At 42.7% G+C, this 24,031-nt stretch carries 18 protein-coding genes; 8 read left to right on the top strand and 10 right to left on the bottom strand.

The window, feature by feature from the left end; all coding sequences use genetic code 11:
* Positions 1-77 precede the first annotated feature (77 nt).
* The 3 genes from MusilaSJ_RS24215 to MusilaSJ_RS24220 form a co-directional block, all read right to left on the bottom strand.
* The gene (locus MusilaSJ_RS24215; protein ID WP_446725122.1) at positions 78-1,061 is read right to left on the bottom strand and encodes an ISAon1 family transposase; all 984 of its coding nucleotides are present in this window, start codon (positions 1,059-1,061) and stop codon (positions 78-80) included.
* Positions 1,054-1,299, bottom strand: a complete 246-nt coding sequence (locus MusilaSJ_RS28155; RefSeq protein WP_446725152.1) for an ISAon1 family transposase N-terminal region protein — start codon at positions 1,297-1,299, stop codon at positions 1,054-1,056. The genes MusilaSJ_RS24215 and MusilaSJ_RS28155 overlap by 8 nt, the downstream gene beginning before the upstream one ends.
* A gap of 671 nt (positions 1,300-1,970) precedes the next feature.
* Positions 1,971-2,603 (bottom strand): RNA polymerase sigma factor, encoded by a 633-nt coding sequence (locus MusilaSJ_RS24220; protein ID WP_274987335.1) that lies wholly within the window; start codon positions 2,601-2,603, stop codon positions 1,971-1,973.
* Positions 2,604-2,879: 276 nt separating this feature from the next.
* Between MusilaSJ_RS24220 and MusilaSJ_RS24225 the strand changes: the two genes are divergently transcribed.
* The 4 genes from MusilaSJ_RS24225 to MusilaSJ_RS24240 all read left to right on the top strand — a co-directional run bounded on the left by MusilaSJ_RS24225 (position 2,880) and on the right by MusilaSJ_RS24240 (position 11,607).
* On the top strand, positions 2,880-4,040 hold the full coding sequence (locus MusilaSJ_RS24225; RefSeq protein WP_274987336.1) for a FecR family protein: 1,161 nt from the start codon (positions 2,880-2,882) through the stop codon (positions 4,038-4,040).
* A gap of 217 nt (positions 4,041-4,257) precedes the next feature.
* On the top strand, positions 4,258-7,491 hold the full coding sequence (locus MusilaSJ_RS24230) for a TonB-dependent receptor (RefSeq protein ID WP_274987337.1): 3,234 nt from the start codon (positions 4,258-4,260) through the stop codon (positions 7,489-7,491).
* A 31-nt stretch (positions 7,492-7,522) separates the two neighbouring features.
* A complete protein-coding gene (locus tag MusilaSJ_RS24235) occupies positions 7,523-9,163 on the top strand; it encodes a RagB/SusD family nutrient uptake outer membrane protein (RefSeq protein WP_274987338.1) in 1,641 nt (546 codons plus the stop codon).
* Positions 9,164-9,948: 785 nt separating this feature from the next.
* A complete protein-coding gene (locus MusilaSJ_RS24240) occupies positions 9,949-11,607 on the top strand; it encodes an alpha-L-fucosidase (protein WP_274987339.1) in 1,659 nt (552 codons plus the stop codon).
* 302 nt (positions 11,608-11,909) lie between these two features.
* On the opposite strand, the gene MusilaSJ_RS24245 is transcribed toward MusilaSJ_RS24240, so the two are convergent.
* The 3 genes from MusilaSJ_RS24245 to MusilaSJ_RS28160 all read right to left on the bottom strand — a co-directional run bounded on the left by MusilaSJ_RS24245 (position 11,910) and on the right by MusilaSJ_RS28160 (position 13,376).
* Positions 11,910-12,626 carry an alpha/beta hydrolase-fold protein gene (locus MusilaSJ_RS24245; protein ID WP_274987340.1) on the bottom strand — a complete coding sequence of 239 codons (717 nt, stop codon included), beginning with the start codon at positions 12,624-12,626 and terminating at the stop codon, positions 11,910-11,912.
* Positions 12,623-13,132 carry a hypothetical protein gene (locus MusilaSJ_RS24250; RefSeq protein ID WP_274987341.1) on the bottom strand — a complete coding sequence of 170 codons (510 nt, stop codon included), beginning with the start codon at positions 13,130-13,132 and terminating at the stop codon, positions 12,623-12,625. Before MusilaSJ_RS24250 ends, MusilaSJ_RS24245 begins: the two co-directional genes overlap by 4 nt.
* A 76-nt stretch (positions 13,133-13,208) precedes the next feature.
* Complete coding sequence (locus tag MusilaSJ_RS28160) at positions 13,209-13,376, bottom strand: helix-turn-helix domain-containing protein (protein ID WP_446725123.1); 168 nt, start codon at positions 13,374-13,376, stop codon at positions 13,209-13,211.
* 296 nt (positions 13,377-13,672) lie between these two features.
* Between MusilaSJ_RS28160 and MusilaSJ_RS24255 the strand changes: the two genes are divergently transcribed.
* From MusilaSJ_RS24255 to MusilaSJ_RS24270, 4 genes are all read left to right on the top strand, one after another.
* Entirely contained in the window at positions 13,673-14,284 is a 612-nt protein-coding gene (locus MusilaSJ_RS24255; protein ID WP_274987342.1) for an RNA polymerase sigma factor, read from the top strand.
* Complete coding sequence (locus MusilaSJ_RS24260; RefSeq protein WP_274987343.1) at positions 14,281-14,721, top strand: hypothetical protein; 441 nt, start codon at positions 14,281-14,283, stop codon at positions 14,719-14,721. The genes MusilaSJ_RS24255 and MusilaSJ_RS24260 overlap by 4 nt, the downstream gene beginning before the upstream one ends.
* Positions 14,722-14,784: 63 nt before the next feature.
* On the top strand, positions 14,785-15,216 hold the full coding sequence (locus tag MusilaSJ_RS24265; protein WP_274987344.1) for a hypothetical protein: 432 nt from the start codon (positions 14,785-14,787) through the stop codon (positions 15,214-15,216).
* 113 nt (positions 15,217-15,329) lie between these two features.
* Positions 15,330-17,810 (top strand): M1 family aminopeptidase, encoded by a 2,481-nt coding sequence (locus MusilaSJ_RS24270; RefSeq protein WP_274987345.1) that lies wholly within the window; start codon positions 15,330-15,332, stop codon positions 17,808-17,810.
* A 48-nt stretch (positions 17,811-17,858) separates the two neighbouring features.
* Here the strand turns inward: MusilaSJ_RS24270 and MusilaSJ_RS24275 are convergent, their stop codons facing one another.
* The 4 genes from MusilaSJ_RS24275 to MusilaSJ_RS24290 all read right to left on the bottom strand — a co-directional run bounded on the left by MusilaSJ_RS24275 (position 17,859) and on the right by MusilaSJ_RS24290 (position 24,012).
* A complete protein-coding gene (locus MusilaSJ_RS24275) occupies positions 17,859-18,074 on the bottom strand; it encodes a hypothetical protein (RefSeq protein WP_274987346.1) in 216 nt (71 codons plus the stop codon).
* 454 nt (positions 18,075-18,528) lie between these two features.
* Positions 18,529-18,726 carry a hypothetical protein gene (locus MusilaSJ_RS24280; protein ID WP_274987347.1) on the bottom strand — a complete coding sequence of 66 codons (198 nt, stop codon included), beginning with the start codon at positions 18,724-18,726 and terminating at the stop codon, positions 18,529-18,531.
* Positions 18,727-19,057: 331 nt separating this feature from the next.
* Positions 19,058-21,361 carry a hypothetical protein gene (locus MusilaSJ_RS24285; protein ID WP_274987348.1) on the bottom strand — a complete coding sequence of 768 codons (2,304 nt, stop codon included), beginning with the start codon at positions 21,359-21,361 and terminating at the stop codon, positions 19,058-19,060.
* Positions 21,362-21,570: 209 nt separating this feature from the next.
* The gene (locus MusilaSJ_RS24290) at positions 21,571-24,012 is read right to left on the bottom strand and encodes a TonB-dependent receptor (protein ID WP_274987349.1); all 2,442 of its coding nucleotides are present in this window, start codon (positions 24,010-24,012) and stop codon (positions 21,571-21,573) included.
* Positions 24,013-24,031 lie beyond the last annotated feature (19 nt).

The raw sequence follows: 24,031 nt of genomic DNA on the forward strand, positions 1-24,031 counted from the left end.
TTTTTGTTGTAGGTGACTCAATGAATTACTCAATAGAATTTTATGGGCTCAGACCGAAAAGTTGGGGGGATGAAAGTTTAAGCATAGATTTTAGCAAGTCTGAATAGAAAGAATGAAGTATCTCTTAGACCTCTGAGAGTAGCTCTGAAAGCTTTAACTTTAGCATTGAAAGATTCTGCAGATGCGTTTGTACTTCTGTTATCGAAGAAGTTCAAGATAGATTCATAATGTTGCTGAACGGACCTTGCAACGGTTTTAAAAGCATTAATACCAGAGTCTTCCACCTCATTATACCATATAGCCAGTTTTTTAAAGGCGATCACTTTGGTTTTACAATTAGTGAATATATTACCTAAGCTGATAGCAAGATTATAAGCTTTGAGCAGTTCCGGATATCTTGAAAAAAGCAGATCAGCCCTTTCCTTTTGTGATAGCGTCCATTTAGATCGATGCTTGAACAGCAAGTATCTGCTTCCGGCGAGTAATTGTTTTAAAGTATCGCCATTACTGAGCACTTCGGGCTGATAGGATTGTTTGTTTTTCCGGGCCTGTTCAATCAGCTTACTTTCCGCATCAAGAGCTTCCCAGCGATATTTTATTCTTGCTTCCTGAACAGCGTCATAAGCCAGCTTTTGTACATGGAATCGGTCCACGACCCGCACAGCATTGCTAAAACATCTGCGTATAGCTTTGATCATGTTTGCCGCCATGTCCATCGTTACCTCCTTTACTTTATTCCTTGACCTTAAGGGTATTTTCTCCAGTACAGCGATGATTTGTTCAGACTGTGTGCCTTTGATCATCGCCACTATGGCTTTTTTATTCCCTTTGGCTTGTTTGTTGGTAACAATGGTATAGAGTTCCCCATTGCTTAACGCGGTTTCATCTATACTCAGATAAGGGCCTGTGTTATCTGCAAACAGCATCAGGTCTTCCGCATGATCCTTTTGGCTCCAGCTATGAAAATCACTTAGGTGATCTTTGTATTGCTGACCGAGCTGCTTGCCATCTACCTGGTATAGCCGGCCTAATAAATGGCTGCTGATGGGATTATTATCCAAATATTCCTTTTAAAAAAGTGCCGAATTCCGTTGTCATTCGCGCCCCTTTTCTTACTAAATCCCAGTCTCTTGTGATAAGCTCACCACTCGCTTTAACTTCCCATCTGCGCCTTTTTATACATAAGGCTACTTTATGGCCGCGGATAGGAAAATCCTGAATAGCTGTCTCTGGTAAAAAGCCTTTTGACTCTAACTGTGACTTATCATAACCTGATGGAGCAAGGTTCTTCTCCTCCAGATATGTTCAACGCTCCATTCTCTGATGAACGGACATCGGTAAGTTCAAAATAGTCTAAAAGGCCTTTTGGTAAGATTAAATGGACAAGGGTTTCGTGGGCTGATGACAAGTGGACGCGTGTTGATTATTATATCCACAAAGCAAACACTTTTTTTTCTCCCCCACAATTTTTCTGCTTGATCCCATTTTATGTTTATTTGCGGATTTTGAGTGGGTTTATAACAAAAAAAGCCCCAAATCATTGATTTTGGGGCTTTTTGAAGCACTTTGACTGTGCTTTTGTACACTTACCGATACAACTATACAATCACTTTTTGGAGGATATTCAGCTTTTAATGCGTTTAGTTGCATAAAATCAGTCAGGGAATGATACAATTATCCGGACGTTTCTAAAGACTGAGGAAGATATTCAGTCGCCGTTGGTTATTATTCTATTCTGTTATTTTGATCAAGCTAAAGTCGGTTTATTAGCTGCGCTTCGCAAAATCGAGGTATTAAAACGCGTCGGTTTAAACGAATGCCGCTTAGAACTGGAAACCCAAGAAGATGAATCCTGCGATGGGGCAAATTGTTTGCACACCATTTGTGAAATTTCCAAATTGGCTGATCTGACGAGAGCACAAAACGCAGCAATTGTCATCCGCTATGCTTATGACACAACTAAAGACCAATTAATTTTTAAGATGTAAAAACAAATTAAGTCCTTCAAAAATTGCTGATAATAGTAACACAAATAAAGTCGTAAAAGCAGTCTTTGAACGACTTTTATAACAAGTTTTTAAATGTTTTACCGCCAAAGAAAGCTGATTATCTACTGTTCGTTTAGATACACCCAAGATAGTTGCGATTTCGTCATTGGTTAAATGTTTATTCCTGCTCATCTGAAAAATGAGGTTACACCGCTTGGGTAATTGTTCTAGATATTGATTTAAATCTTGCTCCAATTCTTGTTGCTGTATACGCTCATCTCCGGAATTCTGATCAGACAAACAATCCGCATCGGCATAATCCGGTGTGTACACGACCTGCAGCTTTGCGGAGCGCATGCGATTATAAATTTCATATCTGATTGCCGTAAGCAAGAAATTGCGAAATGAATGGATCTCGAGGTCATTTTTTCTATTCCAAATGCTTATAAAAACATCGTGGACAATTTCCTTGCTAACTTCCGAATCCTTCAGATAGCTATAAGCCAATTTGTACAGACTTATCCAATAGCGTTTAAACAGCACATCAAAAGCCGGTTCGCTACCTGTACGAATGAGCTCCCATAGTTCAAAATCCTCAAGATGCTTTTTAGACATATAATTGGTTGGATAAAATTACTAAAAACTTTATATTTCCTATCTCTCCTTTAATTTTTTAAGCCGGACAAATACATTAAAAGAGCATAGCGGGTTAAAAGCTATTGCATATATTTTCAGTTACGTTAAAGGTACCGGATGGTGTAGCCTATAGCGTAATGCCGTCGATTATAACCGAAGCATTAACCCTAAAAAAAATAAAAATAAAAGTATGTGAAATTGGTTGTTAAATCTACACTTAATAAGTGTAAGCCACCCAACAATTATTATTTCACGATGACCAAAGAGGAATACCTGTCTTTATACGAAAAGTATTTATCCGGAGCGTGTTCAGCAGCAGAAAAAGCATTGCTGGATAACTACCGGGATAATATGATACTTCCGGATGGCCATTGGGATCCGGATCTTGGTAATGAGAAAGCTATATATGCTGATATTCACAGCAAGTTTAAACGGAGTCAATCAAAAACAAAGCTTGGAAGGGCTCCGGTCTTTTCCTGGTTAAAAATCGCCGCTGTTCTCTTTATCTGTGTTTCTTCCGCATTGCTGATCTGGAAATTGTCCTACCATTCAAAAAATAATTCGTCTTTAATTGCCAGGCAGAACCAGTCAGTAATACGCCCGGGCGGCAATAAAGCCTACCTAACGATGGCCGGTGGAGCTGTTGTAGTGCTTAACGACATAAAAAATGGAGAAATCACCACGCAGGCAGGTGTTCAGGTCAGTAAAACCAAAGAAGGATTGCTTGTGTACAAAGACAATAGAACTGCCGGCAATAAGACTTCCGACATTGATGAACCGGCTCAAAATATGGTAACAACTCCCCGCGGGGGGCAATATCAAATCGTGCTATCCGACGGAACAAAGGTATGGTTGAATGCCGCGACAGCGCTGAAATATCCATCCAGCTTTTCCGGAAAGGATCGAAAAGTTGAGTTATCAGGAGAAGCCTATTTTGAAGTTGCAAAAAATGCAGCTAAACCTTTTAAGGTAGTTGTAGATGGCCTGGAAGTGCAGGTGCTGGGGACACATTTTAATGTAATGGCTTACAGCAACGAAAAAGTGGTCAAAACAACCCTGCTGGAAGGAAAGGTGAGATTATTCAAGAATGGGCAGGAGGCGCTTTTAAAACCAGGTGAACAAGGCGTTTTGAATAACCAAACCTCGTTATTTGAGGTGAAGGATGTAAATGTCGATGACGAAACAGCCTGGAAAAACGGATTCTTTGCTTTTAACAATGAAAGTATTCAAACCATCATGCGGCAAATATCCAGATGGTATGACGTAGATGTTGCTTTTAGCGAAAAAATGGCGAGGAGAAATTTTGGCGGCTCCGTATCCCGTTATGAAGATGTAGGGACCGTATTGAAAGCCCTTGAATTAACAGGATCTGTTCACTTTAAAGTTGAAGGAAGGAGGATCACCGTTATGCCATAGCTGTACTCTATCCCCCATTTATAATCATTATATCCCTTTAAACAAAACCGGAAGCGTTGTAGCGCTCCCGGCCAAGATGCCTGTGCGGGCATTTTAAAGGATATATCATGAATTGATCGACTAACCAATTTTAATAAACCCTATTCAAATGTATAAAGATTCTATTGAATTTCCATACAGGTGGAATTCCTGTGCGGTAAATAAATTCCTGTGTGTCATGAAACTTACCATCATCGTATTGATAGCCACCTGTCTGCATGTAAGCGCATCATCGTACGCACAACAAATCAGTTTAAACGTAAAAAACACCTCATTACAAAACGTTTTTAAGGACCTGCGCAAGCAGAGCGGGTATAATTTCTTGTATGACAGCGACATGCTGAATGAAACTAAGCCCGTTACGCTTTCTGTTAAGAACTTGCCTTTAAAAGAGGTTTTAGATGCTTGTTTTAAGGATCAGCCTGTAACTTATGTATTTCTCGACAAGAAAACGATCATCATTAAAGAAAGACAACCCGCACCGGCAACGGATAAAAATGAAACTGTCATAAGGGGCAGGGTTACGGATAAAAAAGGACAGCCGGTACCGGGAGTTACTGTCAAACTGAAAGGAACGTCTACCGGTGCTGTAACTAATTCCAACGGTGCCTATTCTATTAAAGTTCCGGAAAACAGCGGCGTACTGGTATTTACCTCAATTGGCTATGCTGCTAAAGAAGTTCCTATAAGCGATCAAAAGAATATTGACGTCGTGCTTGAAGAGATGAATCAATCTTTAAACGATGTGGTCGTTGTTGGCTATGGTACACAAAAGAAAGTAAACGTCACCGGTTCTGTAGCAACCGCAAGTTCCGCAGATATCGAAAACAGGCCATTTACATCAGGATCGCAGGTGCTAAGCGGCCTGGTTACCGGTGTTCAGATACAACAAAGCGGCGGCCGTCCGGGTGGCGACGCTGCCGGTATCACGATTCGAGGTATCGGTACATTTGGTGCCGGAAGTGCGCCACTGATCCTGCAGGATGGTTTAGCGGTCAGCTCATTAGATGATATTGACCCTGATAACATCAAAAGTGTTTCCATTTTGAAAGATGCCTCTGCCGCAGCTATTTATGGCAGCCGTGCTGCAAACGGCGTTGTTTTGGTAGAGACCAAACGCGGCCAGAGTGGAAAAATGGCTGTTAACTATAATAATTATTTTGGATGGCAAAACGCTACCGACCTGCCGACATTTGTTAGTTCGGCAACTTACGCGAAATTAACCGGCCAGTCGGATGCTACGGTTGCAAAATACCAGAGCGGAGCAGACCCCGACAATTTTCCAAATGTGTATCACCTGAAGAATCTTTTGAATTCCGGCAACGGATTTCAAACTGATCACAATTTGAGTTTTTCAGGCGGCGATGCTAAAAGCACCTATTTATTCTCCACGACCTACCGTAACCAGAACGGTATCACGGCAGAAACTAATGCAAAAACTTACAATTTTTTGCTGAATATTGATAGTAAACTAAAAGATAACCTGCTTTTAAAAGTTAATATGTCGGGTTTCTCAAAAAACAATACACAGCCAATTGGCGCGGGCGGCGGCATAAACGGTATTATCGGTTATGCTGCACGTGAACCAAATACCTACGCAGGTTTAAAATCCGATGGTACGTTCGGTCACCAGGACGCTTTTAGCCCCGAAGGCTGGCTGGCAAGCCCGTCTTTCTCCAAATTTTCGAGCAAAAACTTTTTAGGAAGCGTTAGTTTATCCTGGACAATCGTTCAGGGATTATCCCTGAGTGGCCAGGCAGGTTATCGTTACTATAACAATCAATCTCAATCTTTCTATCCAACAGTTCAGTTTGATGCAAACACCTATATCGGGCCTAATAACCTTAACCAGAGTAACGCTGACGGATCTATTGTTACCCTGAACTCGATATTGAAATATGCCCGGTCCTATAAAAAGCACAATTTTTCTATTCTTGCCGGCTATCAACAGGAAAATGAAGCTAACCAGGGCTTCTCCGCATCACGGGATAACTTCCCGAATAATTTACTGTACCAACTGGATGTGGGTGCTTCCACCAATCAGCAAAATGGCGGTTCGGGGTCTCAAAATGCCTTGCAGTCCTATTTTGGGAGGTTTAATTATGATTTTGCCGGCAAGTACCTTGTGGAAGCCAGTTTCAGAAATGACGGATCATCGCGGTTCCCGTCATCTAACCGGTTCGCGTTTTTTCCATCGGTTTCAGTCGGTTGGAGGGTATCTGAAGAGTCATTTATTAAAGACAATTTCACCTGGATAGATCAGCTTAAATTTCGTGCTTCAACAGGAAGTTTAGGTAACCAGGCCGTACCAAATTATCCTTACCAAAACTTAATATCCCTTGGTCAAAACTACACTTTTGGTGGTGTTAGTGCCCCGGGGGCCGCTTTAACAAACCTTTCTAATATAAATATCAAATGGGAAACGACTACTACCAGCGATATTGGTTTGGATTTTGATTTATTTAAAGGCAAAATTAGCGGAACAGTAGAACTTTATAATAAGGTAACCACCGGGATCTTATATGTAGTACCGGCTTCCGCTACGCTGGGCTTAAATCCTCCGACAAGTAATGCGGGCTCTATGCGCAATACCGGTTTTGAAGCCAATCTAAAATACAGCGACCATATTGGGCAGGTTAATTTTAGCATAGCGCCTAATTTTTCATATGCTAAAAGCATTGTAACTAAAATAGCCGGCGATTTGCAGCAAAATATAGGGGCCGGCTTATTTGTTGGCCAACCGCTTAATACCATTTACGGCTATGTAGCTGATGGCATCTTTACCAATGCCGCCGACGTTGCCGGTTATCCAACCCAACCAATTGCCGGCAAACCCGGGGTAATCCGCTTTAAAGACCTCAATGGCGATGGTAAGGTAGATGCCACAAACGACCGCAAAGTTATTGCAAATACAAACCCCAAATATTCATTCGGTCTTACATTAAACGCTTCCTACAAAGGGTTCGATGCATCGGCTTTGTTTCAGGGATTAGCCGGTTTCTCAAGGCAGATAAGCTATTATAATACTTTTGCTTATTACAATGGTGGTAATATACAGCAATGGCAGGTTGATAATGCATGGACTCCTGGCAATCCAAATCCCAATGCCAAATATCCGCAAATTACCAATTTAAGCCAGGGAAGTGAAAACGTGCAGTCTTCTACTTTCTTTATCAGGGACGCAAGCTTTGTAAGACTGAAGAATGCGCAAATAGGCTACTCATTTACCAATAGCGTTTTACAAAAGCTACACATTGCGCGCTTAAGATTATTTGTAGGCGGCCAAAACCTGTATACATGGAAAAAATTCTTCCCGGGATTTGACCCGGAAGTGCAACAAGCATATAATGATGGTCCTTCCTACTACCCGCTTACCAAATTATACACCTTTGGTTTAAACCTTAAATTTTAAGCTGTTTTATTAAATCATTAATTCAACACAAATGAAAAATATTAAACGCTGCTTCGTCGGAAGCAAATCCTGGTTAATTATGGCAGTAGTTATTGCATGCTCCTTAGCAAGCTGTCAGAAAAATATTTTAGATAAACAGCCTCTATCCGCATTATCAGATGCTTCGTTCTGGAAATCAGCATCAGATGCAAAGCTTGCCCTTGCAGGGGTATATAACTCTGGAGCCGGCTATACCGGTTACAATTTCTGGGCAGGTACTTCCATGGTAAACCTCGATCTAATGGCAGGTGATGGCTCGGAAAAAGAATCGATCCCGGACCATTTTACAGACGGTACTTTGAATGCATCCTATAGTTTTGTTGGTGCCTACTATTCCGGGGCGTATAATCAAATTACCAAGTGTAATAATTTTCTGGATCATATAGACGGTGTGACCATGGACGCTACCGCAAAAAACGTAATGATCGGTGAAGTGCGTACGATTAGGGCTTACAATTATTTCAACCTCGCGCTCTATTTCGGCAATGTACCGTTGATACAGCACGTACAAACAGTTGAACAGTCCAACAGCAATACGCAAACTAATCAGGCGGGAGTATACGCTTTTTGTGAGACCGAACTGAAAGCCGCGGCTGCCTTAATGCCGCCCAGTGTTCCGGACGCCCAGCAGGGACACATGACTGCCGCCTCGGCACTGGCCATACTGGGCCGTTTGCAAATGGCAGAAAAAAAATGGACGGACGCTGCGCAGAGTTACCAAACCATCATGAATTTTGGTTACTACATTATAGATCCCAGATACCGTGAATTATTTTTGAATGCCGGTGAGCTAAGTCATGAAGTGATTATGTCCATGCAGTATATTCAAAATACTTATAGTCATTCCTTACTTCAATATCTAACACCGGAGACCTGGGGAGGATGGCACCAATACTCTCCTTTCAACGAGCTTGTTCAGGATTATGAATGTATGGATGGCTCGACAATTGACAAATCTCCGTTATATGACAAAAATAACCCGTACAATAATCGTGATCCGAGGTTAGATTTTACGGTAATGATCAACAATCGTACTAAATTCAGGGGTACTACTTACTCATCGGATCCGGGCACCAATAAGCCTGACAGGCTTGACGAATACCCGGGTGTATGGAGCGGATATGCAATTTATAAGTTCCTTGAAGATGATCCTACTCTTGGTAACGTAAGTAACGATGGTAATAACTTCCCTATAATCAGGTATGCTGAGGTGCTTTTAGGCTATCTGGAATCTCAATTGGAGTCAGGAGCCCCAATAACGCAGTCGTTATTAGATCAAACTATTAATAAAGTACGAGGCAGAGCCGCTGTAAAAATGCCGGCTGTAACCACCACAGATAAAGATGCCTTGCGTACGATCATAAGAAGAGAGCGCCATATAGAATTCGCGTTCGAAGGCCTTAGATATTATGATTGCTTACGCTGGGGAATCATCGGGTCAGAAAACAACCGTCAATTTACTGGTATGAAACTGACTAATTCGCCATCAACTTACACGCAATTTCCGGTAGATGCCAATGGCTTTTACCTGTACAAAAAGCGGGCTTTTATTACCGGAAAAAATGAGTTATGGCCAATTCCTCAATCAGAAATGCAGATAAACCCTAATTTAAAGCAGAATCCGGGTTATTGAGTGTCACGAATAATTTTCATGCAATGAAAATTAATGCTGTACAAAAGATGAGGGACGGCCCCTCGGAATCGGCTTACAGGAGCAGGTTCCAAACTACCGCTAAGCTGCTTTGGTAAAGAGCCTTGGTAGTGAGCATTAGCGGAAAAGGCATCATTAAAGGTGTCAGGTAAGTGTTAAGAAGGTGAACGCAAGTGAACCATTGAAGAGGCGTCGAAAGGATTAGACGATATCGAAACTGAGGTACAATAGCACCGAGGGACAAGCAAGGCGGGAACCTGTTTACTGGCTTTGCGATATCCGGCGTATAAATGGCACGAGCTTAACACAGGCTTTTGTATGGAACGTGAGAACCTGTCGCCATCATGTTAAGGGAAAACCTCAAGCTGATGACACTGCAAGAGGGAAAGTACCGATGGGTGGCACAGGGGCGGAACATCCCGTAGTAGTGACGAAGTTCCTGTAATGGGAATGGAGCGAAGGAGATGTATTAACAAGCTTTCTATATCCGCCGCAAAACTGAGCAATCAGGAGGTAGCAAAGGATGAAAGCAAAACACGCGGAGTCTAGGACCGACTCCGGTGTAATGGTTAATAAGAGCCGTGTAACGGGCGACTGTTAAGCACGGTTCTATGAGGGACTTGGGGTGAAACTCCCCGGGTCTACTCGACAGGCTTATAAATATTCCCGTTAATATTATAACAATCACACCGGGGAGGAAAGGAAAGTATTGCTACTGCCCCTCCTTCCTGGTTATTTCAATTAAATCTACCGAGAGTTTCGCTGTTATGAAAAGAAGAACATTAATTAAAGGTTTAGCTACAGGATTATCTTCCTTGTACCTGTCCAAGCTGTATGGAAATAGTTTGACGCGGTCCTATTCAAACACAGGTATTGCCTCCGGTCCTTTTCAGCCGACTTGGGATTCGCTGACGCAGTACCAGGTTCCGGACTGGTTCCGTGATGCCAAATTTGGTATGTGGGCGCATTGGGGGCCGCAATGCCAGCCGGAACGTGGCGACTGGTATGCCCGTGGCATGTACCAGGAGGGCAGCGATCAGTATAAATTTCATTGTGAAAAATACGGGCACCCATCAAAATTTGGATTTAAAGATGTCATCAACGAATGGAAGGCAGAGCACTGGAATCCCGAAGAACTGGTTGGCCTATATAAAAATGCAGGTGCTCAGTATTTCTTCGCATTGGCCAATCACCACGATAACCTCGACCTGTATAACAGTAAATACCAACCCAAATGGAACAGTACCAAAGTAGGCCCTAAAAAAGACTTAATAGGCGGCTGGGCAAAGGCTGCTAAAAACCACGGTTTGCGGTTTGGTGTAAGCGTACATGCATCTCACGCCTGGCGCTGGTATGAATCGGCACAGCTGGCAGATAAGAACGGTTCGATGGCGGGTATACTTTATGACGGCAAATTGACTAAAGCTGATGGTAAGGAAAAATGGTGGGACGGGCTTGATCCGCAGGAATTGTATGCCCAAAACCATGCACTAAGTAGGGATACTGCCAACCCTAACAGCATACACGGACAATGGGGATGGCAAAATGGTGCAGTTGCGCCCAGCAAAGCCTATTGTGATAATTTTTTGAACCGAACCATTGACCTGCTCGATAAATATGATCCTGATCTGATCTACTTTGATGATACCGCCCTGCCGCTCTGGCCCGTGAGCGATGCCGGTTTAAAGATAGCGGCACATATGTATAACAGTAACATGAAAAGGCACAACGGCAAGCTGGAAGCAGTATTGTTCGGAAAAATACTGGATTCACAGCAGCAAAAATGCATGGTTTGGGATATAGAGCGCGGCCAAAGCAATAAAATAGAGCCCTTTGTCTGGCAGACCGATACCTGTATCGGCGAATGGCATTATGACCGGCGCGTATACGATCGTAACTGTTATAAAACCGCGAAAACAGTGATCCATACTCTGGCAGATGTGGTCAGTAAGAACGGTAATCTGTTGTTGAATGTGCCAGTACGGGGGGATGGCACGATAGATGAAAAAGAAAGAGCGGTAGTAGAAGATATCGCTGCATGGATGAAGATCAATAGCGAAAGTATCTACGCCACCCGTCCGTGGAAGGTATTTGGTGAAGGTCCGGCAATGGAAAATGCCGCCCCATTAAGTGCGCAAGGTTTTAACGAGGGTAAGGGAAAACCCTTTACCTCGCAGGATATCCGTTTTACTACTAAAGGGGATATCTTATACGCCATCGTATTGGGTACACCCGCTGATGGAAAAATAAGTATTAAAAGCTTGGCAGCAGATCATTCACTTTATCCGAAGCCCATCAGCAGGGTTGAGCTAACCGGAACAGGGCAATTCCTGCAAATGACCAGGAATACGGAAGGCTTAACCGTTACGCTGCCACCCAACCTCCCGGAGCAGGTGGCCTACGCGGTAAAGGTCATACCGGTATAAGCTTGATTTAAAGTACGAGAATAAAAGGTGATTTAAACCAGATCATGGGATCAGAGAAAGAACATTAAATGAAAACCTTCTCATGATCTAAGACATTGCTCAGTGAATTTGGGGCAACAGGAAAAGCACCCGCTTCGGAGGGTGCTTCTTTATTAGCTCTTAACTTAACTTGTAAGAACGATTGAAGACTTTTACTCTTTATTTATTTTAATTTACCAAGGATGCGCTTTATGGTAAACAGCCAACCCAGAATTTCTGTACATTGTACCTTGCTTTATTTTGTGTTACAGAGAGCGTCTTAGTCAGTATCTTAGCTCGTTACCCACGGATATTCGTATTTTGACCCGCAAGTCGTTCTTCAAACGAGGCCAGTTCTTTCTGAGATAAAGCGATGTATCATACCGTTTCCAGTGTTCCAATACATCCGGTCGCATTTTGCCGGTAGTATAGTCATATAGATGCCTTACTTGTCCATTTTTGTCGCGTCGTCCGTAAACTGCATTAAAGGAAATTCCCTGTTCACCGCGATAGATCACTTTTTCATAATCGTATTTATAATTTTTAATAGGCTCTTCCGTATACTTATTCTCTTTTACGCACGACCGGAAATCGACAGGGTCGGGCGCGCTAGCATTGATCCCTGCAAATAATTGGGGGTAATGTATCTGCAGCCACAGACACGCCCGTCCGCCGCTGCTATGGCCTTTAGCCAGGAAAGCACCGTTACAACGATACTCTTTTTCGAGCAATGGAATAAATTCGCGTATTAAAGCATCAGCCCAGGGCCCCGTGTTCTCGCTGTTGGCATAAACATTATGTCCCAAACGATAATTGCCATATAGAAACACCTTGATACAGGCGGTGGTATCGATTGGGAAAGCGGCAAGGGTGTCACCATTTTCTTTGGAATAATGGTGGTAATCACTACCGTAGCCGTTAATTATAAACACAACCGGGAATTTCCTTCCTGTTTCGCTGAAATATTGCTTAGGTAAAATAACAGCTCCATCTACAGTCATTGGTCGATGGCTAAACTACTTAGCAATTTAGGCGGGGCTTTAAGCTCCTTTACATAGGTGCTGTTTACAAAAACAAGTTGTGGTACCACCTGATCACACACCAAATTGATTATTTGTGTTGTATCAGTATTAAAACTAATCTGCACGCTTTTGCTGTACAGGTTGCCCGGGCTTGTTCCAATATTTCGGCCGCCCAGGTCCCTGTCCCAAACCGCCTGTACATAATAGATGCCGCGCTCCAGCTTACTTAAAGGTGCAGGGTGAGCAATGGCCTTATCGTCAAAAACAACAGCTTCACCGGGTTTAACAGATTTTACAATTTGTCGGTAACAAGGTTCATATAGCTCATTTTTAGGCTCGGCTGCCTTTTTCGAAATATACAGTATGACATTGCCAGTGAACTGACTGTTGAATGCCGATGGGGAATAACTTACTTTGAACTGCTGCGCATCGGCAGTATCAATCAGTTGACAAGACAAGAACAGTATGGTGATGATATACTTCATATTCAATTTTTTTTTTCAAATGTAATTCTCAGGAAAGTAGGAAAATAGAACGTAATTTGCCTTACTTATTCTCTGTTTAGAGTTTTCGGTACTGCTTTGGCAATAGCGCGGTACAGTGCTTAAAATTTCGGATAAAATGGCTCTGATCCGAAAAATTGCTGGAATATGCGATTTCAGTCAGGGAAATATTTTCATGCTTCATCAATGACAACGAACGTTCTACCCTTAGCGTACGTACGCACATAGGTACCAAGCGTACACCCTGGTCGCTAATTTATGTAATCTTCGGCAATAGATATTGGGTACCTGAAAATAGGTATAGAAAAACAATCGATGGAATGCCAATACCGGACGACGTTGTCAATGCAATTAATAAAATCCAATTAGATCAGACCAGTAGATATTCCTTTGAAAACGCGGATGAATTTATCGGAAAGACTAAAATCAAATAAAGCGCTTAATTGGTCTTACGATAACATGTCTGGATAATCTAAATGTTTATTGCAACTTTATATAGAGATACCGGTCTAATCAATCAAAGTGGATCATCATTCGGCATATCATACGGCAGACAAAGAACTGGTTGAGAAGGTATTGACCGGTGACAACTATGCTTTTGGAAAAATCATCAAAAATACGGAAGGATTGGTGGCTATGATCGTTTTTAAAATGGTGGCTAATAGCGCTGACCGAAAGGACCTGGTTCAGGATATTTATTTAAAGGCATTTAACAAACTATCGGGCTTCGGGTTTAAATCCAAACTATCCACATGGATCGGGCAAATTGCTTATCATACCTGCCTGCACTACCTGGAAAAAAAGAAGTTATTACTACTGGATCAGATGGATGATGGAGATGGATCTGACAAGCAGTCACTGGAACAGATCAGCAAACGCTCCATTAACCTATTCAGTAATGAGCCTGAAACGCTATTGATCAAAAAAGAGCTTAAGGAGATCCTGGTGTTCGAAATTGAGCGGCTTTCGCCGGTTTACAAAACCTTGATCTCTTTATATCAGGAAGAATTGAGCAATGATGAGATGGTGCAGATTACTGGCATGCCGGAAGGCACTATTAAAAGTTATTTATTTAGGGCCCGGAAAATGTTAAAAGAAAATATTTTGGCTAAATATAAAAAGGAGGAACTATGAATAATAGTCATTTAAGCGAAGAAGAAATTCAGGGGTTTGTTTTGGGACAAGGCCGTTCAGAAGATATTAAGCACCTTAGTTCATGCCCTTTATGCAGCAGTAAAGCAGCAAATTACCGGTCAATTCTTTCTACAATCAATGATCTGCCAAAACCTGCTTTTGATTTCGATGTAGCCAGCCTCGTCATCGCGCAACTACCCGTGCAAAAGTCAAAAGTTACCGCTGGAGATACATGGGTCTATCTGCTTGTTTTTGCAGCCATTGGCTCTCTTATTATTCCAATTTACTTATACAGGGACGAATTACTAAAGATGTTCAATGGAGTTTTACCTGTCGCGCTATACCTGATCGTTCTTGCTGCCATCCTTATTCTGGTATTTCAAGGCCTTGAAATTTTCAGGAAATACCGGAAACAAATGAACTCCCTGAATTACTAATGAAAATGCAACTTTAAATTGAGCGACCGGTCTAATCCTGTATCGGCAACATTAAAATATAACATGAAAAAACTCATCATCACTATAGCCGCCACCGTGGCATCTCTGGCTGCAAAAGCAGATCCGGATCAGTACAGCGATAGCTCATTAAAGTTTGAAGCACTACATCTTTCCAGCACCATTTTAACTATCGTGATATTTTCAGTGGTCATTCTGGCCTTTATCAAATGGCTACTGGATTACCGACTGAAAAATAAACTGATTGAAAAGGGGGCGCCAGACCATGTGGTATCCCAATTATTACAGCCCGTTACCAGGGACAATAAAAATGCAACGATCAAATGGTTCGCTCTTTTAATGGGCTTAGGCACGGGCTTGTCTTTCGTGGATTATTTTCAGCCATTGGGCATACACTCCCTGGCTATCATGTCCTTCAGCCTTGCGGCAAGCTTTCTGGGGTATTACTTCTTTATTAATCGCCAGGAGAAACCATAAATAACGCCATAAATATTTAGTGCAATCTTCCTTGAAATAAACTGCCCCGAAAGCGGGCATTGGAAAGTATTGCCCTTTTTTAACCTAAGTATCATCATGAAATCAACATTTATATGAAAAGAATTTATTTAGCTGTTGCTATTGGCTTTATAGCCCTGTTGAACGGGTTATTTTCACAGACTTTGGCCCAAGACCTCAAATCGGCCTTCCCGGTAAAAGGCTACCGCGAAACGGCCTCTAAGATCAATGATCTGGTGCACACCCGGCTGGATGTCCGTTTTGATTATAAAAAACGTTATTTATATGGTGAGGAATGGGTTACGTTAAAGCCTCATTTTTACCCCACTGATACGCTGCGGCTGGACGCTAAAGGAATGGATATTCGCACTATCGCGATCTCGAAAAATGGCAAAAACATACCCCTGCATTTCTCTTATGACAGTTTGAGTTTAAATATCAGACTGGACAAGATTTATCAACCTGCCGAAAACTATACTTTGTACATTGACTATACATCAAAGCCTGAAGAATTAAAAGGACGGCGTAACAATGAGCATGGCTTATATTTTATTAATCCGGACGGCGCCGAAAAGGATAAGCCAACACAGATCTGGACACTTGGTGAACCGGAAAATAATTCGTGCTGGTTCCCTACGATCGATAAGCCAAATCAAAAAACCACCCAGGAGATCAGTATGACCGTTCCCCGCAAATATGTCAGCTTGTCTAACGGCCGCCTTGAATCACAAAAAAATAATCCTGACGGCACACGCACGGATACTTGGAAAATGGAGCTCCCGCATTCGCCATACCTGTTCATGATGGCGGTGGGTGACTTTAAGATCATTAAGGACAGCTGGCACGGAAAACAAGTCAGTTATTATCTGGAACCGAAATACGCTCCTTACGCAAAAGATAATTTCGGTGTTGTACCAGAAGCCATTGATTTTTTTTCCAAAACTTTAGGGGTTGACTTCCCCTGGAACAAATATGCGGAGGTATCTGTTCGTGATTATGTAGGCGGGGCGATGGAAAATACAACCGCGGCTATATTTGGTAACGTTTCCACCAGAAGAGAACTCGCAGACAGTTATTACAACCCTGGCATCGAACATGAGCTGTTCCATCAGTGGTTTGGTGATTATGTGACCTGTGAAAGCTGGAGCAATATCACCCTCAACGAATCCTTTGCAGATTTTGGAGAGTTGATCTGGCTGGAGCACAAATACGGCAAGGACGCGGCGGACGGACATCTCCAGTACGGCTTGCAGAATTACCTGGACAGCCATGATGCCCGGGCCAAAAACCTGGTCACTTTTTATTATACCAATCCCAAAGACCCATTTGGCATTACCTATTCCAAAGGTGGGCGCGTTTTAAATATGCTTCGAAACTACCTGGGTGATGTAGCATTTTATAAGGGCTTGCATCTTTACCTGACCACCTACGCCTTTAAAAATGCCGAAGTGCCGCAATTGAGAATGGCGCTGGAAGAAGCCAGCGGCCTTGACCTGAACTGGTTCTTTAATCAGTGGTATTATGGCGCAGGCCACCCGGTACTGGACATCCGATACCTATGGGATGAGGCAGCAAAAACGCAAAAGATTTTCGTCCATCAAACACAGGATGGAACCGCTTTTACCTTACCAGTTGCTGTGGATGTGTATACAGGCGGTGTAAAAGAACGTCACCGGGTCTGGCTCCGGAATCATTCAGATACCCTAACTTTTAAAATGCCGTCAAAGCCAGATCTGGTTAACGTTGATGCTGATAAAATATTAGTTGCGGAGAAGACGGATCATAAGACCCCTACAGAATTGGTTTACCAATATTTTCATGCGCCGCTTTACCTTGACCGTTATGAAGCCATGGACTTTGCAGAAAAGAATACAGATGACCTGCAGGCGCAGCGGGTGCTGATCGCTGCTTTAAAAGACCCATTCTCCGGCCTGCGCAGGAAAGCGATCCAAGCACTTAACCAAAACAAGGAAGATATCCAAAATATTAACACCGACCTGCGGAATGCCGCCCTGCCATTACTGGCCAATATTGCACGTACGGACCCGAACACTTTAGTGCAGGCAGATGCGATCAATACCCTGTCGGTTTTAAAAGACCCGGCTTACCTTGAACTATTCAAACAAGGGCTTAACAGTCCATCATATTCGGTATCTGGTTCTGCACTGAACGCTATCAGTCACATAGACCCGACATTGGGCTTCAGTTTAGCCAAGCGCTTTGAAAATGACAATGAGAGAGAACTGACGCAAGCCATCATCAGCGTTTATGCTGAGAGGGGGGATGATACCCAGTGGCCCTTTGTTTACCAACGTTATAAGGCAGCCGGGTTCCAGGATCAGGTGCACCTGACCAAAGCATTTTCGGGGATGGTAGGACGATTAACCAGGCAGGAAGCTGTTTTGCAAGGCATTGGTGAATTAAAACAATTGGCTATCCGGTACAAAGGTGACGGCGCAGCACCTTTTATGATCAGGTTTTTGAACATTATTAAAGACCAACGTACCGGCCTCAATGATCCTGCCGGTGCAAAAGTAGCAAGGGCGGCTATTCAACAAATAAATGATGCAAATTAGAAATACCACCATTATAAAATGTACTGTGGCATCTTCTTCAGATCTTCTTTATACGGTTTTTGATAATACAGCTGGGCTTAGAAGAGGAAATTGATGATCAATGGTTATATTTCCTTTAATTACAATAAAATGAAAATCTTTTTTACCAAGCAGTCGCTGTTGCCCCACACCTTCAACAGCATATAGAAAACAGCTGTTAACGTCTGAGCAGAAGTAGTCTACAGTTGCTTCTCCATTTTTGTTAGTAGTGATTTTGGGGGCCATAGTAATGTGTTTCCATAATTCAAAAAGTGAATTGGGCTCTTTATCATAATCGGGCTGATAAATTCCCGCTGCTCATAATATCTATAATTCTTGAAAGATTAAACTTTTTTTGTAACTCCTCCTCAGTAAATTTTAGATAATAATAAACAACCTGTTTTGAATTAGCAGTATCGAATCTAAAAGGGTAGGAATGGGGAAGATTCGGCACATTCCAGGTGATAAAGTTTTTCCCTCTATTGCGCATGGCTAAAACCGATTTGGCAGCACAGCGGCAATAGAAAAAAGAGGTAATGGATTTTAATCATTTTGACTAAGACATAGGTTACACATGGCATTTGCTCATCGGGAGTTTGATGTTAATATTAACTTTTTCCTGGATCCTCTTTGTTGGATTTAGACTGGGTGGCATGCTGAAATAACTTGGGCAAAGCTTCTAAATCTCCATTCTGCTTAATCAATAGTCATTATTTTGCGGAACCTGACGGTAATGGGCACCACCGGCCCGTACGGCCTTATGAGTTTGGTAAGTCAGCTTAAGGGTGTCGTTTTTGATGCTGTAAGTCGCCTCCGGGAACAGCTCGTCACTGACAGCGGTAGTTTGTACTGATTTCCCCGGTTCCTGCACCGACATCTCCGTTGCAGTGACACGCAAAGCTCCCGCCTTTACCTATAAGTTCCAGAATACTTCATCGTGGTCCCTGTCACAACTGCAGAAGATGAAAAAGCATGATCTTTGCTAAATTTCAGGGAAAGAGATTGCCCACTTGAATCAAGCTCATGTCAGTCTCCGGCAAGTAGGTTTTCCGGTCTAACCGAATTATCTTTTTTACAATTGGTAAAACACATGATCATTAAAAGCAGGCAGTCAGGGTAATGGTTAATTTCTTCATAAGTTTTAAGGTTAATAACCATTACGAAGGGAATCCAAAAAGCGCTACATCAACCGGAATGGTTTACTTTGAACCTATGATCATGGCGATAGTTCACTTAACAACATTAAAATGAAATTCTTTTTTACCAAGCAGCCCCTCTTGCCCGATCCCCTCAACAATACCCAGAAAACTGCTGTTAATATCTGAGCAGAAGAACTCTACAATTGCTTCTCCATTTTCGTTAGTAATTACGTCGGGTGCCCAAAGCAATGTATTCCTGTAATCGGGAAGCGAATTTTGCTCTTTGTCAAAATCAGGCTGATAAAATTCCCGCTGTTCGTAATAGCCCTTAATTCTTGAAAGGTTGAATTTTTTTAACAGCTCTTCTTCGGTGAATTTTGGATAATGATAAACAACATGCTTTGAATTAGTCGCGTCAAAACTAAAAGGGAAAGAACTGGGAGGATTCGGCCCATTCCAGGTGATATAGGTTTTTCCTTCTACCGGTCTTGTGCCGCCATAGCCTACCGGGATATTCAACCAGGAACTATTAGGAGCTACAAAATCTGTATTTCCTTCAAATTTGGCCAAACTGTCTAAATGCCCCATATACTTATCCCTAAATACGGTCTGTTTTTTAGCCACAACTTTTACCTCGTCTAAATTAATGGTGCCCATGTTCATTCTACCGGGAGGAATATCATCTTTTTTTTCTTTCATAGTTCTGTCAGCAACAGGATATTCATATTCCATATTTTTACTAAAATCTGCTATTGCCTTAAAGTAATCTTCCACAGATAGAGTATATTTTCCGTTTCCTGCATCAAAATGTTTAAGGTACAGCCATCGCCCTTTCACAAAGTCTTCAGGAGCCAATGCAAATTGGCCTGAACTATCGCTCATCAACATCCGCTTTTGGCTTTCGTCGGTACTAAAAACCATCAGCATCTGCTGCTTTGGAGTGGTCTTTTTAGGGTTAACAGCAATTAGCCGGCCTTTTGTACTATCGGTAAGTACTTGTTTTCCCTGTTTTAATTCCTTTAATTCATCCTCATTCCACAAATAACATCGCCAGCCCTGGGTAAGTAACAGCAAATCCATCGCCTCTTTGCGGTCATTATGACCGGGATCAAAATAATATCCAGGATTGTATATCTTTCCCTTTAGCTGGGTAGAAAGGTAATAATGGGTCAGAATATCTTTAACGTCTTCCGCATTGTGGTAAATGTTGTCATACACACTCACGCCAATATTTGCGGGCACAGGCTTTCCATCTTTATCAACAGTCTTTATTTTAACGGAAACCTTTTCCCTGGTTTTATAGCTTTCCCTGGATAAACTGGTACTGATATTTAATGCTTTGTCCGGATTAAGGTAAACCAGTCGTTCGGCTAAAGGCCTTAGCTCCTGATCAAAAAGGGTTACTTCCGCAATGCCCTGAGGCAAATTAATCGTAGGGATTTTTACCTTAAGGCTATCACCCAATATACCTGCAGCTATTGATTGAATTCGGCCACGTATCTGAACCCTCAAAAAAACAGCCTGTTTTACCGAGCCTGGGCTTTGAATTATGTTAAATGTCAGGCTGTCTTTTTCATTTTTTAATAAATGAATAACCATGCCCTTGTCACGTATCGCCGGCAAAGGATAAAGCTTATCAGTTTTAAGGCTGGTTAACTGTACCTGATATTTAACACCGGGTATAGGCGTAAAATAAAAGCTGCCCATACCCGCGTGTGCGCTTTTAAACGTAGTTACGGGCAAATTCCCCTGGAGCAATTTACCTGTAACGTCAAGCGGTTCACCACTCTTATCTACAGCTTTAAAGGCAACCGTATTCCTAATGCCGGAAACCAATTGGCCACCCTCAGGAAGAATGCTGAACTGGATACTTTGTTGCGGATGAAGATCGCTGGTTATTCCGGTAGCTTTTCCCTTTAACAGGGAATTGGTTTGCCTGATGACTTTAACCATTTTTATTGCCTGATAATGGGGCCTGTTATTATAAAAGGAATGGGCAGAATAGGCGGACAAAAAATAATCGCCCTCAGGTAAAGAACGATCAAGAAAAATGTGCCCGGCCGCTACACCATTCTTTACAAAGTATTTTTCTTCCCATACTACACTATCTCTATTTTTGTTAACGAGCCTGACATAAAGCGTTTTATCCAATCCGAAAGGGACATAAGATTGTGCATCGAGCAAATAGGCTTTAAACCAAAGATCCTCTACCGATTCAAAGATATCTTTACTCGTCCTCAAATAAACAGAAGCCTGGGGCTGATTATCTGTATATGCGTTCAACCGCCCGGCAAGCTGATCCATTATTACCTTGCTTGGTTGTGACAATGCCTGCCGGGTAGCCATTAGCAACAAGAATAGCAGGAAGCATTGAACGGGTATTCTCTCCGTCAATCTTTTTATAACATAGAAACAGGAATAGAAAATCATAGACAAAATAGCAAAGGTTGATTTCATAAAAATACACTTTAGGAATTATGGCTTTCAAGTTTTATACATTTACACTGCAACCTGGTGACTTTTTGCATCCTGTTTATCCATATAGCCAATGTAGCAGACATAATTTTAACAGCTTTCAATCTGTCGGGGATTTTGTACTTGTTTTATTGCTTGACCCGGTTCTTTTCATCCTCCGCACCATTCGCTTCATGCCGCCGCTGACCGGCTATCACCTTACCAAAACGATAGCTGAAAGAAATGACCGCCGTACGGGTATCCATCACATTGTGGTAATCTGCACGGGTCAGGGCCAGGTTACCAATTACCCCGCTGTTGACATAAGAACGGAACACATCATTAACCACCAGCCTGATCGTGGTACTGGCCGACAGTTTTTTAGCTATACCCATATTCAGCCTTTTCCTTTCCCCAACCTTCACCTGTGCCGAAATATGCGGGCCCTGGTAACTGCCGTCCAGTTGCATGGTCCAGTCATGGGCTAACTTAAACTGGAGCATCGGGTCGACGATGAATAAGGAGCCCCTGGTATCCAGTGTGCCCGTATAAAAATTACTGACCGTATGCACAGTCCCTCCGTAAGCATAAATATGGAAACTGAACCAGCTGGCGGGATCAAAACCCGCATCAACCGACAAGCCGAGATTGACGGTGCTGCCTATATTACCTGGCCTGCTGTAATAAATGCCGTTTAAGATCTCAATCGTTTCATACATATCATCTTTGGTCTTACTGTAGCTCAGCGTGGTCGTGATGTTTTTATAAGAATGCGACAGGTCTATATTCTGCGTATAAGACGGCTTTAGAAATGGGTTACCGGTATAATAAGTAAATTTATCAATGGGTGAAAGAAAAGGGTTGAGGTCCTGATAGGCCGGGCGATCGATCCGCCTGCCATAATTCAGGCCCAAACTCTGGTTTCCTGCTGTATCCAGCTTGTACTGCAAAAATAGCGTGGGGAACAGCCCGTTATAATTCCTTTTAAAAACCGAATCCGGCTTTTGGATATTCCCTAACTGGTGCCCGTCTGAAATCGTGTTTTCAAAACGCAAGCCGGCTTGAAGCGAAAAACGCCTGAAATCCTTATTGATATTGATATACCCTGCATTGATTTGTTCTTTATAAATAAAATGGTTCGTTTTGTCATAATCAGGAGTAGTGACATCTCCCACGGTGTTAAAGTAGTTCGCAGTATTATCGGTTTGGGTATAGCTGGTCTTTAACCCGGCAGCGAGTTTAACGTCACCAGCCAGCGGCTGCGTATAATCTGCTTTCGCCGTATAAATCCGGATCGTGGCCGGAATATGACCGGTCAGCAGATCCTGATTGGTGATGCTGCCGTCAGGCAGGTAGGTAATATTGTTAAACGATTGATCATGATTAGTATGATAGGTCAGGTAATCCGCATCAGCAGTCAGTTCCTGTCCTTTCTGCGCATACTGGTGCCGGTAATTGAGATTGAACCCTGTATTGGTAAAATGCCGGCGGTCCCGGTTGTTCGCTACTGTGGTAGAATCGAGCACATTTTTTGAATCCGTTATTTGGCTGGTGCTGTTGGTTGCCAGGTCTCCGGGAGAAGACAGCCCGGTAAATGCCATACCAAAGGTAGTCCTGTCCGAAGCATAATAATCCATACCGATTCGGCTGCTGTAGCTTTGTGAAGTCGGACGGATATAGGAAGTTTGCAGCAGACTGGAGATGGGGTTGCCATCTGAGTTTTCAAAATGGCGGTTAATATCGAGGTCGTTATAGTTGCTCGTGGTGCTGTAACCCAGGTTCCCGAAAATATTGAATTTATTGTCCCGGTAATTGAAATTAAAGCTGTTATTCGTCTTTCCGTACCGGCCCTGCGAATAGCTCAGGTTAATCCCCCCGTTAAACCCGGCGGCCTTGCTCCGTTTCCTGCGGATATTGATAATGCCGCCGGTGCCGCCGGCGTCATATTTAGCAGGTGGATTGCTCATCAGTTCTACCTGGTCAATGGTAGATGAGGAAAGCGACCGCAGGTAATTCTCCAGTTCGGCGCCCGATAAATTAACGGGTTTATCATCTACATATACCTGCACATTGCCTTTGCCTTTCAGGCTGATCGCACCGCCCTGTTCAACGGTTACCCCTGGTGATTTTTCCAGCACATCCATAGCAGAAGAGCCTGCATTACTGATCAGTGCATCCACATTAACCACTGTACGGTCGATCTTTTGCTCCACAAGGGGTTTGGAGGATTTGATGGTCACTTCTTTCAATAAGGTTCCTTTTGCTGACAAAGTGATCAGGGGAAAAGCGAGATCCTGCTGTTGCAGCTGAAAAGTATCACTCCTGTAAGCCGCAAAACCCATCATCGTTACCGACAGGCGGTAAATGCCTTTATTTAGCCCGGTAAGCGCAAAGCTGCCATCATTGTTTGCTAAAGTGGTTTTAACCAATACAGAATCAGCACCGCGGAGTAAATAGACCGAAGCCCCGTCCAGCGGCCTGCTATCCTTGCCGACTATCTTGCCGGTAATCTTTAAAGATTCCTGGGCCAACACCAATTCTGATTGGGCAGTTATTAAAAGCGTAAAAATAATCGCTATCAGGGTTTTCATATTTGCATTCATTTAATCT

It is taken from the genome of Mucilaginibacter sp. SJ, from assembly GCF_028993635.1.
GTDB lineage: Bacteria > Bacteroidota > Bacteroidia > Sphingobacteriales > Sphingobacteriaceae > Mucilaginibacter.